At 68.6% G+C, this 14,637-nt stretch carries 10 protein-coding genes; 4 read left to right on the plus strand and 6 right to left on the minus strand.

The features are described from left to right. Positions 1-3: 3 nt before the first annotated feature. The 3 genes from QP165_RS16415 to cobF are packed head-to-tail and all read left to right on the plus strand — an operon-like array spanning position 4 to position 2,887. Positions 4-1,323, plus strand: a complete 1,320-nt coding sequence (locus QP165_RS16415) for a cobyrinate a,c-diamide synthase (protein WP_333997057.1) — start codon at positions 4-6, stop codon at positions 1,321-1,323. Continuing rightward, positions 1,320-2,075: a uroporphyrinogen-III C-methyltransferase gene (gene cobA, locus QP165_RS16420; RefSeq protein WP_333996407.1), complete on the plus strand. Its 756-nt coding sequence runs from the start codon at positions 1,320-1,322 to the stop codon at positions 2,073-2,075. Before QP165_RS16415 ends, cobA begins: the two co-directional genes overlap by 4 nt. After that, complete coding sequence (gene cobF, locus QP165_RS16425; protein WP_333996408.1) at positions 2,072-2,887, plus strand: precorrin-6A synthase (deacetylating); 816 nt, start codon at positions 2,072-2,074, stop codon at positions 2,885-2,887. The genes cobA and cobF overlap by 4 nt, the downstream gene beginning before the upstream one ends. Here the strand turns inward: cobF and QP165_RS16430 are convergent. From QP165_RS16430 to QP165_RS16440, 3 genes are all read right to left on the minus strand, one after another. Next, entirely contained in the window at positions 2,848-4,119 is a 1,272-nt protein-coding gene (locus QP165_RS16430) for an MFS transporter (RefSeq protein ID WP_333996409.1), read from the minus strand. The genes cobF and QP165_RS16430 overlap by 40 nt on opposite strands. A gap of 58 nt (positions 4,120-4,177) precedes the next feature. Next, complete coding sequence (locus QP165_RS16435) at positions 4,178-5,440, minus strand: arsenic transporter (RefSeq protein WP_333996410.1); 1,263 nt, start codon at positions 5,438-5,440, stop codon at positions 4,178-4,180. Between the two features lie 76 nt (positions 5,441-5,516). Next, positions 5,517-8,672 carry a helicase-related protein gene (locus tag QP165_RS16440; RefSeq protein WP_333996411.1) on the minus strand — a complete coding sequence of 1,052 codons (3,156 nt, stop codon included), beginning with the start codon at positions 8,670-8,672 and terminating at the stop codon, positions 5,517-5,519. A gap of 335 nt (positions 8,673-9,007) precedes the next feature. Here QP165_RS16440 and QP165_RS16445 point away from each other — a divergent pair, with 335 nt between their 5' ends. Further along, positions 9,008-9,940, plus strand: coding sequence for an SMP-30/gluconolactonase/LRE family protein (locus QP165_RS16445; RefSeq protein ID WP_333996412.1), 933 nt, complete (start codon positions 9,008-9,010; stop codon positions 9,938-9,940). A 9-nt stretch (positions 9,941-9,949) separates the two neighbouring features. Here the strand turns inward: QP165_RS16445 and QP165_RS16450 are convergent, their stop codons facing one another. The 3 genes from QP165_RS16450 to QP165_RS16460 form a co-directional block, all read right to left on the minus strand. After that, positions 9,950-10,429, minus strand: coding sequence for a cupin domain-containing protein (locus QP165_RS16450; protein ID WP_333996413.1), 480 nt, complete (start codon positions 10,427-10,429; stop codon positions 9,950-9,952). Continuing rightward, the gene (locus QP165_RS16455; protein ID WP_333996414.1) at positions 10,426-11,532 is read right to left on the minus strand and encodes a Gfo/Idh/MocA family protein; all 1,107 of its coding nucleotides are present in this window, start codon (positions 11,530-11,532) and stop codon (positions 10,426-10,428) included. The genes QP165_RS16450 and QP165_RS16455 overlap by 4 nt, the downstream gene beginning before the upstream one ends. A 79-nt stretch (positions 11,533-11,611) precedes the next feature. Continuing rightward, positions 11,612-14,608, minus strand: a complete 2,997-nt coding sequence (locus QP165_RS16460) for a TonB-dependent receptor plug domain-containing protein (RefSeq protein WP_333996415.1) — start codon at positions 14,606-14,608, stop codon at positions 11,612-11,614. Positions 14,609-14,637: the final 29 nt, after the last annotated feature.

The following is a 14,637-nucleotide window of genomic DNA, read 5'->3' on the forward strand; positions in this document are numbered from 1 at the left end:
GGCGTGACGCCCGGCCTGCTCGTCGCCGCGCCCGCCTCCGGCACGGGCAAGACCACCGTGATGCTCGGGCTGCTGCGGGCGCTGCGTGACGACGGGCTGGTCGTGCAGCCGTTCAAATGCGGGCCCGACTATATCGATCCCGGCTTTCACCGCGCGGCGAGCAGGCGGGCGTCGTACAATCTCGACAGCTGGGCGATGCCCCCGGCGATCCTCGATACGATCGCGGCGCGGAGCAGCGATGCGGATCTCGCGCTGGCGGAAGGGTCGATGGGGCTGTTCGACGGCGTCGCGACCCCCGGCGCGGTCGGCAACGGCGCCAGCGCGGACATCGCCCGGCGGATGGGCTGGCCGGTCGTGCTGGTCATCGACGTGTCGGGGCAGGCGCAGTCCGCCGCGGCGACCGCGCTGGGCTTCAGCCGCTACGATCCGAGCGTGACGGTCGCGGGGGTGATCCTCAACCGCGTCGCCAGCGACCGGCACGAGCGGCTGGCGCGCAGCGGGATGGCGGCGGCGGGGATCCGCGTGTTCGGTGCGCTGCCGCGACGCGGCGACCTGAAGCTGCCCGAACGGCATCTCGGGCTCGTCCAGGCGATCGAGCATCCCGAGCTCGAGGTCCAGATCGACGCCTATGCCGCCTTCCTGCGCGCGCATGTCGACCTGCCGGCGCTGCGGGCGGCGGCTGTCGCGAACCAAGCGACCGGGACGCCCGGCGACATGCCCGCCGTCTGGCAGCGGCCGCCTGCGCAACGGATAGCACTGGCGCAGGACGCGGCATTCTCGTTCACCTATGCGCATGTGCTCGAAGGCTGGCGGCATGCGGGGGCGGAGATCCTGCCCTTCTCGCCGCTCGCGGACGAGGCGCCCGCGCGCCATGCCGACCTCGTCTGGCTGCCGGGCGGCTATCCCGAGCTCCATGCCGGTCGCCTGGCGCAGGCGGGAAATTTCCGCGCCGCGCTCGTCGAGCATGCCCGCACCCGCCCGGTCCACGGCGAATGCGGCGGCTACATGGCGCTCGGCGAGGCCCTCATCGATGCGGGCGGTGTCGCGCACCGGATGGCGGGACTGTTGGGCCTCGTCACCAGCTATGCGCAGCGCAAGATGCATCTGGGCTATCGGCGTGCGGCGTTGCAGGCGCCGATGGCGGGGTTCGCCGCGGGCGACTTGCTCGCGGGGCATGAATTCCACTATTCGACGATCATCGAACAGCCCGATGCCCCGCTTGCCCGCGTCGCGGATGCGCAGGGCGCCGCGGTGCCCGAGACGGGATCGCATCGTGGCCACGCAACGGGATCGTTCTTCCACATGATTGCAGCCGCCGGATGACCGAGCAGAGCCCCACGGGCTCCGATACGCCTGCAGCCGGGTTCGTCTCGTTCGTGGGCTCGGGGCCGGGCGACCCCGAGCTGCTGACGCTCAAGGCGGTCGCGCGGCTGCAAGCGGCGGACGCGGTGCTGTTCGACGACCTGTCATCGGGGGCGGTGCTCGGCCACGCGCGCGCGGGCGCGGACCTGATCGCGGTCGGCAAGCGCGCGGGGCGCCCGTCGCCAAGCCAGGCGCACGTCTCGCAATTGCTCGTCGACTATGCGCGGACGGGCGTTCGCGTGGTCCGCCTCAAGTCTGGCGACGCGGGGATCTTCGGGCGGCTGGAGGAGGAAATCCTCGCGCTGCGCGACGCAGGGATCGCGTTCGAGATCATTCCCGGCGTCAGCGCGGCGAGCGCGGCGGCGGCGGCAGCGGCAATCCCGCTGACGCGGCGGCTGGCGGCGCGACGCGTCCAGTTCGTCACCGGGCACGACGTCACCGGCCATTTGCCCGAGCAGCGCAACATGGCCGCGCTCGCCGATGCCGATGCGACGACGGTGGTGTTCATGCCCAAGCGCACCTTTCCCGCGCTGGCCGCCAGCCTGATCGACCACGGGCTCGCGCCCGACACGCCCGCATTGATGGCGGAGAATGTCGGGCACCCCGACCAGAGCCTGACGCGCGCGACGATCGCATCGCTCGCCGAAAGCCTGAGGGATACGGTGTCGAGCAAACCCGCGCTGATCCTCTACGGGCCGTTGATGGAGCCGTGATCGCGCTCGACCTGATCGGCATCGGGACGGGCAACCCCGATCACCTGACGCGTGCAGCGGTCGCGGCGATGAATGCCGCCGACCTGATCCTGCTGCCGCGCAAGGGCGATCGCAAGTCCGACCTGATCGACCTACGCCGCGCGATCTGTGCGGAGATGCTGACGACACCAATATCGACGCGGATCGTCGAGTTCGACCTGCCCCAACGCGACGAGGCCGGGCCCTACCGCGTCGCGGTCGATCGCTGGCATGATGCCATCGCGCGCGTATGGACCGCGCGGATCGGGGAGCATCTTCCCCGCGAAGGCGGGCGGGTCGCGTTGCTCGTCTGGGGCGATCCGTCGCTGTACGACAGCAGCTTGCGCATCGCCGCGCGGCTGGGGGCGGGTGGCATGGCGCTGACCGTGCGGGTCATTCCGGGGATCACCAGCCTGCAGGCGCTGACCGCGGCGCACGCCATCCCGCTCAACGACATCGCGGCGCCCGTGCTAATCACGACGGGGCGCCGGTTGCGCGACGAAGGCTGGCCCGACGGGATCGATACGCTCGCGGTGATGCTCGACGGCGGCTGCGCCTTCACCACGCTGGTGCCGGATGACGTGACGATTTGGTGGGGTGCCTATCTCGGGATGCCGCACGAGGCGCTGATCGCCGGTCCGCTGGTGGAGGCGGGACCGGCGATCACGCGCGCACGCGCCCGGCTCCGGGCGGATCATGGCTGGATCATGGACACCTATCTGTTGCGTCGGGGTGTGCATGATCCGGTGCGGGATCAGTCGTGCGTCTTCGTCTCGGGCATCGCGACGAGATAGAGCACGAAGCCGCAGGCCGCGATCGCGGCGAGCGTGAGGAAGCCGACGCTGTACCCGGCCCATACGATGATCGACCCCGCCAGCGTCGCCGACAGCGCCGCACCGAGCCCCTGCGTGGTCGCCACTGCACCCTGGCTGACGTTGAACCGGCCCGAGCCCTTGGTCAGGTCGGCGATCACGACCGGGAACAGCGCGCCGAAGATCCCTGCGCCGATGCCGTCGAGCGCCTGGACCCCGACGAGCCAATAGGGGGCGTCCGAGACCGTGTACAAGGCGCCGCGCGCCGCGAGGAAGGCGAAGGCGACGAGGAAGATTGGCTTTGTCCCGATCCGTTCGGTGTGCCGCCCGACGAAGATCGCGACGGGTACCATCACCAGCTGCGCGGCGACGATGCAGGCCGCGGTAAGCGAGGTCGCCTGATCCTTGCCCAGCGTCTTGGCGAGCAGCTGGCTGACCGACGTCAGCATCGCCGCGTTCGCGAGGTGGAACAGGAAGGCGATCGCCGCGAACACCATCAGCGGACGGTTCTCCACCAGCGTCTTCCAGCCGCTCGCCTCCTCGCAATCCTCCTCCGGTTCGCAGTCCAGACCGCGCGCGACCGCGTTGTCGATCTGGTCGTTGGGGACGTGCGATGCGGTGAAGATGCTGGCAACGGTCAGCGCGCCCATCAGCCAGAACACGACGACGGGCCCGAACTTCCACGCCAACGCGCCCGCCAGTGCCGCGGAGACGGCGTTGCCGGCATGGTTGAACGCCTCGTTGCGCCCGACCCGCTTGGCGAAATGCTTTGCGCCGACCAGCCCGAGCGTGATCGCGGAGATCGCCGGCGCGAAGACGGCACCGGCCACCGCAGCGATCGACTGCGTCACGGCGACCGCGGTGAAGCCCGAGACGATCGGCAGCGAGATGCTTGAGATCGTGACGAGCAAAGCGGCGGCCATGACGATCCGCGGCTTGTTCTTGCTGCGATCGATCAGCCCGCCTGCGGGTGTCTGCGCGAGCAGCCCGACGATCCCGGCGATCGTCAGGACCAGCCCGACCGTCGCTTCGTTCCAGCCATGCGCGGGACCGCGGACCGCGATCAGGTAGATGGCGAGATAGGGGCCGAGACCATCGCGAACGTCGGCCAGGAAGAAGTTGAGCGCATCGAGCGTCTTGCCCGGGGTCTTGGCCGGCGTCTTGCGGGGCGGGGCGGCGCGTCCCGACGGAACCGATGTTGCTAGCGTTGCCATGCGTGATCCTCAGCGGCGGGAAAGGGGGCGGTACGGGGGCGGAAAGCGGGGTCATGCGTCAGCCGATCAGCAAGCGGGTGCCGAGCGCGGCGATCAGCGCGGGGATCATCGTCACGATGCCGATCCTGAGAAACTGCCAGAAGCCGACATCCTCGCCTTCGCGGCGGATCGCCTGCAGCCACAGGATTGTCGCGAGCGATCCGGTGATCGACAGATTGGGGCCGAGGTCGACGCCGATCAGCAACGCATCGACGACGATCCGCGGCGGATGCGCCTGCACGACGGCGGTACTCGCGATCAGCCCAGCGGGCAGGTTGTTGATGAGGTTCGACCCGAAGGCGAGCGTCGAACCCGCGACCGCCGCCGCCTGCACGGGATCGGCGGACATCGTGCGCAGCGTATCGGCGATCCGGCCGATCACGCCGGTATGATCGAGCGCCTCAACAAGTACGAACAGGCCCGCGACCAGCGGCAACACGCTCCACGACACGTCGCGCGCGACGGCAACGACCGATCTGCGGGTCAGCGCGCAGACGACGAGCGTGGTCGCGATCCCCGCGACCGCGGTCGGCAGGCCGAGTTCGACGTCGCGCGCCGATGCGACGAGCAGGATCGCGGCGGTGGCGACGATCCCGGCGAGGACCGCCTTGCCCCCCGGCGACAGCGTGGCGGTCCCGGCGTCCGGCGAATCCCCGGTGGCACAGGTGCCGGCGATCCGGCTGCGCTCGACCCAGCGCAGTGCGAGGAAGGTGACGACGATCGATGCGACCGAGGGAAGCGCGAACGATTTGAACCATTGGCCGAGCGGCGGCATCGTCCCGCCGTACAGCACGAGATTGGCGGGGTTCGAGATCGGCAGCACGAAGCTCGCAGCGTTGGCGATCAGCGCGCATGCGAACAGCAACGGCAGCGGCTCTGCCCGGGCACGCCGCGCGGCGACGTAGACCGCGGGCGTCAGCACGACCGCGGTCGCGTCGTTCGACAGGAACGTCGTGGTGACGATCCCGGCGGCGTAGACGAGCAGGAACAGCCGTGGCTTGGATCCCCCGGCATGGCGGACCGCGGCGGCGGCGACCCAGTCGAACAATCCGTTCTGGCGCGCGGTCTCGCTCAGCAGCATCATGCCGATCAGGAACAGATAGACGTCCATCCCCTTGCCGACCGCGACGAGCGCGAGTGGCACGGGGAGCAGGCCGAGCAGCAGCAGCAGCGCCGCGCCCGACACTGCCCAGACCATCTCAGGCCAGCGGAACGGCCGCGCGATGATCCCGGCCGTCGCCGCGGCGCAGATACCCCAGGTCGCACCCGTTGCCAGCATCACCGTCTCGGTCCGTCTCTAGGGTTTGGTGGTCTAAGGATATGATGACGTGGGATTGTCGATCGGCGTGCGATCGCGCTTATTCGGTAAGCTCGCCTAGCAGTTCGCGCGTCCGCTCGATGCGGCGGTCGACGTCGTCGATCCGCTCGCGGACGAGCCAGCGCCGCTTCGACGCCTCGAACGGCGGCGGCAGAGTCGCCTTGGGATCGCCCATCGTGAGCGCGATCGCCCCGGGGCCGACGTCGATCTGGCGGATGTCCGCCTGACACGCGAGCGCGCCGATCCGCGCCGCATCGAGCAGACGGAGAGCAGCGTCAGGCACCGTGCCGAACCGATCCTCGAGCTCGACCTGGAACGCGTCGAGCGCGGCCACGTCGTTCAGGTGCGCGAGCCGGCCATAGAGCGTCAGGCGAAGATCGGTCTCGGGGATCCAGTCCTCGGGCAGCATGCCACCGATCCCGAGGTTCAGCACCGGCTGCCATCGATCCGCCGGCTCGCCGCGCGCGACCTTCAATGCCTGGCCGAGCAGATGCTGGTACAGATCGATGCCGATCAGCTTCATATGCCCCGCCTGCTCCTCGCCGACGAGATCGCCCGCACCGCGCATGTCGAGATCGCGCGCGCTGATCGCGAACCCCGCACCGAGCTGGTCGAATGCCTGGAGCGTGCGCAGGCGCTTCATCGTGGCGTCCGCGATCGTCGCGTCGCCCGCGGTCAGCAGCAGGATCTGTCCGCGTCGTCCACCGCGACCGACCCGGCCCCGCAGCTGGTGCAGTTGCGACAGTCCGAAGCGGTCCGCGTGATGGACGATCATGGTGTTTGCGCGGGGGACGTCCAGCCCGGCCTCGATGATGTTGGTCGCGAGCAGGACGTCGCCGTCCCCCGCTGCGAACCCGGCCATCGCCTCGTCGAGCGTGGTCGCATCCATCTTGCCGTGCGCGACGACGAGCCCGAGCTCGGGAACGAGCTTGCGCAGCGTTTCGGCCAGCGGTTCGATATCCTCGATCCTCGGTACGACGACGAAGCTCTGACCGCCACGCGCGCGCTCGCGGCGCAGCGCCTTGCGCACTGCAAGCTCGTCGAACGTGGCGATCGTGGTCCGGATCGGCTGGCGTCGCGCCGGCGGCGTCGCGATGATCGAGATCGCCTGAAGCCCGACCATCGCCGACTGGAGCGTACGCGGGATCGGTGTCGCGCTCAGCGTGAGCACGTGCCCGGCGCCAATCTCGCGCAGCGACTGCTTGGCCTTCGCGCCAAACCGCTGTTCCTCATCGATCACGACGAGCGCGAGGTCCTTGTAGGTGACGCTCTTGGCACCCAGCGCGCTGGTCCCGACGACGACCGCGATCGATCCGTCGGCAAGACCCGCGCAGACCCGCTTGCGCTCGGCGGCGCTCGACAGGCGCGACAGCGACGCCACCTCGTAACCCGACCCCGCAAAGCGCGCGCGCATCGTATCGAGATGCTGGCGGACGAGCACGGTGGTCGGCGCGACGAGCGCGACCTGACGGCCCGCGAGCGCGACCAGCGCGGCGGCGCGCAACGCCACTTCCGTCTTGCCGTAGCCGACATCGCCGACGATCAGCCGGTCCATGGGCGTGCCACTGGCGAGGTCCGAGCAGACCGCGGCGATCGCGCGTGCCTGATCGGGGGTTTCGGAGAATTTAAAGCCTGCCGCAAACGTCTCGTACGCTGCAGGGTCCGGCGCGATCGGATCGGTCGTCCGCGCGCTGCGCTCGGCGGCGAGATCCTTCAGCGCACGCGCGCTGTCGGCGATCGCCGCGTCGATGCCTGCGCGCCGCTTGTTCCAGCTGCCGCCATCGAGCGTGTCGAGCGTCACCGCATCGGCATCCGCGCCATAGCGCCAGATCCGGTTGGCTTCGGCGACGGGGACGAGACGGCGTGCGCCCTTGGCATATTCGAGAACGATCGCGTCGCTCGCGGTCGCCTCGTCCATCTGGACGGTCTCGATACCCCGCACCGCACCGATGCCGTGATCCTCGTGGACGACCAGATCGCCAATGTGGAGCGCACGTCCCTCGTCGAAGCCCATGCCGGTCGAGATCGGACCATCGTCAAGCCTCGCGCGGCTGCCGAGCAGGTCGGCGGCGGCGACGATCGTCAGGCCGTCATGCACGAACCCGCGCTCGACCGGCGCGCACAGCAATGCGATCGTACCCGCCGGTACCTTGCGCGCATCGGCGAGCGTCGCGGCGGTCTCCACCGTCATGCCGAGACGCGGCGCCAGGAAACGCAGGTCCCGCGCGGATCCCGCGATCGCCAGCGGTGCATCGGCGGTCACCGATTTGGCGTAGCGGCGGAACGCCCGCACCGGATCGCGGCGTTCGACGAAGCGCGGGGTCTGCTCGACTGGCTCGTCCTCGCGGATGATGCGCGACGCCTTGGTCGACGCGTCCCATGCCGCCGCGTCGACCAGCCTGGGTGCCACGGACCGCTTCGCCGCACCGTCGAGCGCGAGCGCGAGGAAGCGCGCGCGGCGCGCGCCGACGGTCGGGTCGAGATACATCACGGCATCGGGCAGATGGTCGGTGATCGAGACACCCTCGCCAAGCGCGGGTTCGTTCGCGCGACCGATCATCACCTCGGCAACGTCGTCGAGCCCCCGTTGCGTGACCGCGTCATAGGGGCGAATGCTCGTGACGATCCCGTCTTCGAACGCGATCCGCACCGGATGGACCTGGTCGGTAGGGAAGATGTCGACGACGTTGCCGCGTACCGCGATCTCGCCGGGTTCGTCGACGCGGTCGTCGACGACATAGCCCAGATATTCGGCCAGATCGGGCAGGCCCGCGATATCGATCGGCGCGCCGACCTTCAACAGCGGCGGTGCCTCGTCGAATGCCGACGGAGCAGCGTAGCGGACCGCGCTCGCCTCGGCGGAGAGAACGAGCAGGATCGGGGCGGGTGACGACGCCGTCGCGGCGATCCGCAGCCGCCGCAGCGCGGCGACGCGCTGGCCGATATTGGCGGCGCTGGCGGGGGCGTCATCGCCGGGCAGCGCATCGCTCGCGACGAGATGGATGACCGTCGTGTCGGGGGCAAACGCGCCGGCAAGCCGCGCGATCAGATCGGCGCGCTGGTCGTCCTCGACAACGAGGATGCAGCGTGCGGCGTTCGTTGCAACGATGTCCGCGGCGACGATCGCGGGCAGGCTGGCCTGTTGCCGGAGGTCGGTCTCGCCCGGCAGGGTGATATTGTCGGTACGCTTAAGCATGGCCACTCCCTGCGGGCCATTGCCGCGCTTTTTCTGAACGGCGCGAGAACATCAGCGTTCCCAGCGACATGGCGGGTGAGCAAGATAAAAATAGTGCGCTGGACGGTGAACCTTTTGTAAAATTCCCCGCACCGACGGCGCGCGAAATGATCCGTGGCGCGGGCGTGCGGTGATGCCTAGACTGGTCGCTCATGCGGGGATGGCAGGAGATGAAGATTTGACCGAGTTGCCGTTCACGCCCGATCGACGCCGCGTGCTCACGGATGCCGTGACGGGTGGTCTGGCCGTCGGCTGCCTCGCGCTGTTCGGGGGCTGCACGCGCGGCGGAAACCGGCGTGCCAACCCTCAAGCGCATGTCGCCCGCGCTCGATCGCATCGTGGCGCCGGGGACGCGGGTCGAGGTGATTGCGACGGGGATTCGCTGGGCGGAGGGGCCCGTTTGGGTGCCGGACGGCGGCTATCTGCTTTTCTCCGATCCGCCTGCCAACATCGTGCGACGCTGGACGCGCGCAACGGGGACGAGCGTCTTCCTCACGCCCTCCGGGGCTGGGGGCACCGATCCCAAGCTCATCCGCGAACCCGGCGCGAACGGACTGACACTCGACAGGCAGGGCCGGCTGCTGCTCGCGAACAGCGGCGGCCGGACGATCGACCAGTTCGATCTCGCGACGCGGCGGCGGACGGTGCTGGCGGAGCGTTTCGAGGGCAAACGCTTCAACAGCCCGAACGACATGCACGTCGCGCGGGACGGTGCGATCTACTTCACCGACCCGCCGTACGGGCTGGCGGAGGGGGACGATTCACCGCTGAAGGAAATGCGCGTCAACGGCGTGTACCGGCGGCGGCCGGGTGGTCGCATCGACCTGCTCGACGCGACGCTGACGCGGCCGAACGGGATCGCCTTGTCGCCCGACGAACAGCGGCTCTATGTCTCGGTGTCCGACGAGGTCGCGCCGCGGATCATGGTCTATGATCTCGATGCGCGCGGACAGGCGCGCAATCGCCGCGTGCTGCTCGACGCGGCACCGATGAAGGCGGCGGGCGGCGCGGGGCTCCCCGACGGGATGAAGGTCGCGCGCGACGGGACCCTGGTCTGCTCGGTACCCGGCGGGATGATGATGATGACGCCTGAGGCGGAACCGATCGCGCTGATCGCGACCGGCGCACCGATCGCGAATTGCGCGTTCGGCGAGGGTGGTCGCGCGCTCTACATGGCGGCGAACGACCGTGTGCTGCGCCTGCCGCTACGCGCGGGGTGGCAGGGCTGATCGCCGGCGTCAGCGCGGCAGTTTCATCCCCAGCAGGACGAGCCGGTTGCCGGTGATCCCGAACCCGTGCGGGACGCCCGCGGGAATAAGCAGGACGTCGCCCGGCGCGAGCGACCGGGTGGTGCCGCCGACGATGCGGTCGCCCTCGGTCAGCTCCGGCTTGACGGGCCGCGGTGCCACCAGCGTTCCGCCCGACAGCAGCGTACCCTTGCCGGCGATGACGATCGCATATTCGGCCTCTGCCGGATGCACCGCGGGACGGCCCGGCGCCTTCCAATATTCGAGCGCCGCGACCGTCTTGCCGTCGCGGACCAGCGGTTGCCAGGCAAAGCCCTGACCGGGCTTCATCGCCTTCGCCATCGCCGCGACCTGCGCGGTGACGTCGGGACCGGTCGCAAAGCGCGTCGGGTCGGCCGTCTGCGCCATTGCCGGCACACTCGCCACGAAAAGCGCGAGCGCGGCGGCCTTGACGCCGTTCGCCGCGATCATGCGGTGCCGCCCAGCCGGATCGTCCGCCCCTCGCGCGCGGAGCGATAGATCGCCTCGACGATCCGCATGTCGCGCAAGCCCTCTTCGCCGGACACGATCGGTTCGCGACCGCTGCGAACGCACTGCGCGAGGTGATCGAGCTGGCCGGCGAACTGCGTCCTGGCGGGGCCGGGCGGCGGCGTGACCTGTTGCTCGCGGCCGTCTTTGCCGGTCCACATCTGGTTGCCCTCGTAGCGCGTCGCGGGCTCGAGTTCGATCCGCCCCTTGTCGCCCATCAACAGGATATGGTTCTGGTTCGCGCTGTACATCGACTGGCAGCCGGCGATCGCGCCCGAGGGAAATTCGAGCGTCCAGTCGATCATGTCCTCGACCTCGGCGAAACGCGGGTCGCGGCGGTCGGTGGACTCGCGCGCGGTCACCGCGATCGGCTCCTCGCCGGTCATGTAGCGCGCCGCCTGCAGACTGTAGATGCCCATGTCCATTAACGAACCGCCGCCCGACAGAGCGCGTTTCAGACGCCATTTCGACGGATCGCCCTGCGTGAAGCCATGCTCCGAGCGGACATAGCGGATCTTCCCCGCAGCGCCTGCGCGCGCGAGCCGCATCGCCTCCACGTTGAACGGTTCGAAATGGCAGCGATATCCGATCATCAGCTTGCGGTTCGCGGTCTTGCACGCGGCGATCATCGCCTCGCATTCGGCGACCGAGACCGCCATCGGCTTTTCGCACATGACGTGCTTGCCCGCCTTGGCCGCGCGTATGGTGTATTCGGCGTGGAGCGCGTTGGGCAGGCACACATAGACGATGTCGATGTCCGGATTGTCGCGGATCGAGTCGAAATTGGCGTAGGAATAGATCGCGCTGGCGGGCAGGCCATGCTCGGCCGCGACGCGCTTCGCCTTGGCGGGATCACCGCTGACGATCGCCGCGAGTCGGCTGTGCGTGCAGTTCTTGAACTGCGGGATGATGACGCCGAGACCGTAGGAGCCGAGCCCGACGATCGCGTAGCCGAGCGGCCGGTCCGAACGCTCCGCCGCGCAGGCCCCCGAGGTCAGCGTCAGCGCTGCTGCCGAAATGATGAGATCGCGTCGTGCGATGTCCATGGCGATTTCTCTCCTATGCGACTTGATCGAGGACATGGTGGACCGGGCCGCGGTCGGGCGCAACCGCGGGGGCCGGCGATCAGAACCGCGCGCGCATGCCGAGCCGGTAGAAGCGGCCAAGCGTGTCGTAGAGCGCGGGATTGACGTCGAGACCGGTGTTCGTCTGCGGTGCAGGCTCGGGGTCGTGATCGAACATGTTGTCGACCTTGAAGAACAGGCTGACCTGCTTGGAGAGGTTCACCGATCCGCCGAGATCGAAGTAGAAGGCGCCCTTCATCGTGTTGTAGTCGATCGTCGGATGGTTCGCGGTCGAGATCGGGCAAGCGGTCGTGCAGACGACATACTGGTTGCCGAAATTGCCGTCGGAGAACCAGCGTTCCTGCAGCGTCAGGCTGAAGACGTCGTTGTCGTAGCTCTGCGTCGCAAGCCATTTCCAGTCGGGGGTCGCCCCATTGTTGGCACCCGCCTGATCAACCGTCGCGACCCCTTCGATGCCGGCCTTCACGAGGAATTCGCGGACATTGGTGCCGAGCGCGCGGATCGTGAAATTGCCCGGCAGGCCGAGCGGCTGCTTCCACTGATAGCTCGCCTCGATATCGAACCCGCTGGTCTTCCACGAGGCGAGGTTGAACGGCTGGACGTTGATGAAATTGCCCCCCTGCGTCGGGCTGTTGAGGACGAAGCCGCCGCAGAACGCCTGATTGCCCTCGAAGCAGAAGCGGACGATCTGGTCCGCCGACAGCGTCGAGATCACGCCGTCGAGCTTGATGCTGTAATAGTCGAACGACAGGCTGAGACCGGGCAGCCAGGACGGACGCGACAGGACGATGCCGGCTTCGGTATTGCGCGCGATCTCGGGCTTCAGGTTCGGATTGCCGATGGTGTTCTGGAACGCCTGGACGCCGCCGCCGGGCGGGAAGGGGTTGGTGAAATTGGGCAGCGTCGTGACGGTCGGCGCGGCGAACAGTTCGGACAGATTGGGCGCACGCACGTCGCGCGACGTCACCGCGCGCAGGCGGATGCCGTCGAACGGCGTCTCCCAGGTGCCGCCGACCTTCCACGCCCAGATCGTACCCGACGTGCTGTAATGCGTGACGCGGCCCGCACCGTTCAGATTGGCGCGGCCGACCGCGTCGCTGCCGAACAGCGGCAGGTTGAGCTCGAGAAAACCTTCATACACCTCGTACTTGCCGCCGCCGTTCTTGTAGTTGCCCGCCGCCCAGTTGCTCCCCAGCGTCGAGTTGAGCAGCGGGTCTGCGGGATAGTCGGCGCTGTTCGGGCTGAGCGGCGTGACGCCGGCGCCGTAGGGATCGCCGTGCACGCGGTAGAACTCGCGGCGATATTCACCGCCGAACGCGACGGCGAGCGGTCCTGCCCAGAGGCTGAGCGGTTCGCCCGAGAAGTTCAGGCTGGCGACGTCCTGCGTCAGCTTGGTCCGCTGCAGCGGGCCGTTGGCGGGCGTGACATAGGCGAGCGCGGCCGACGAAGGCTGCGCGCCGCCGAAGATGTTGATCGGCTGGCATCCGGCCGCACGCGCGGCGGCATCCGCGCAGACGATCGCGCCGTTCAGCGTGATCGCGTTGGCGGCGGCGACATAGCGGTTCTGCAGCACGGTGTTGTCGACATCGATATGCGCGAGTGTGATGCCATGCTCGTAATAGCCGTCATAATTCCACGCGGTGCCGCCGACGTCGAACCGTCCCTTCAGCCCGCCGACGAAGCGGTACTGGCGGCGGTCGGTCTGCACGAGCGGGTCGGGAAAATTGCCGTTGCTGGTGCCGAAGCCGAACTGCGTGATGCCGGCGGTCGCGCAACGGTCGCGGACCAGCTGCGGCAGATACGGATTGGCGCACTGCACGGTGAGGTTCGGGCGGTTGTAGCCCGGGCTCGGCTGGTTGCTGGTCTTCACCTGTGCGAGGTTGACCGTGACATAGGCTTCATTGTTCTCGGCAAAGTCGAAGCCGACGCGGGTGAAGCCGTTGAGGCGTTCGAGCGCGGATTTGAGCGACGCGCCAGACCCCGGCGCGCCCGACAGGTCGCCGCCGACGCAGAAGCTGTTGCCGGGGAAGCAGCCGGTCACGCCGCCGGTGCCTGTGGGTCGCCCGTTCGATCCGTAATTGAAGTTGAACGGCGCACCGTTCTGGTCGAACGCGATGCCCTGCAGCGGGCCGTTGTTGATCAACCCGAACCGCGCATATTGATAGGGCTGCGCGTAATCACGGTAGTTGAACTGCGGCAGGCCATTGTTCGCCTGCCCCGTATTGACCAGCGTCGTCGCGCGGTACCAGTCGCGCCCCTTGGCGAGATCGGTGCCGAAATCGCCCAGGCCGACGCCGTCCTCATGGTCGTATTCGGCGCTGACGATCAGGTGCAGCCGGTCGCCCAGCAGCGCCTTGCCGAACGCCGCCTGGACCAGCGCCTGCTGGTCGTCGCCGTAATTGGTGATGCCGCCCTGGATATTGCCCTTGAACCCGGTGAACCGCGTGTCGGTGATGAAGTTGACGACGCCGCCGACCGCGTCCGAGCCGTAGGACGCGGACGCGCCGCCGGTGACGACGTCGACGCGCTTGACCAGCAATTGCGGGAACATGCTGATGTCGGGCACCCCCGTCACGTTCGCGCCGACGACGCGCTGCCCGTCGAGCAGCGTCAGCGTGCGGATCGGGCCAAGCCCGCGCAGCGAGAAGGAACTGAGCCCCTGCGTACCGCTCGACGTGCTGAACGTGCCCGTCGATGCGCCGGTCGATCCCTGGAGCGAGGGCAGTTGCGCGATCGCGTTGAAGATGTTGGGCTGTGCGTTCTTGAGGATCTGATCCTCGCCGATCACCGTCGTCGGCGTCGGCGCGTTGAACCCGCTCGACGTGATACGCGTGCCGGTGACGACGATGTCCGCCGGCGACGCGGCTTGTGGCGTTGCCGCGCTGTCCTGCGGCGGGGCGGCGGGCGTTGGCTGGAGCACGGGCGCGGGACTGGTCTGCGCGAAGGCGGGCGCACAGGCCAGCGCGGTCGCTAGGACATACAGGCTGGTAGCGTTACCAAATAATGCTGCGAGAGTGCGCCCGGCGTGCGTTTTCATCATCCATCCCCGTTTGATGCACGGGGAGG

This window comes from Sphingomonas sp. 22R3R2A-7 (genome assembly GCF_036856055.1).
Classification (GTDB): Bacteria; Pseudomonadota; Alphaproteobacteria; order Sphingomonadales; family Sphingomonadaceae; genus Sphingomonas.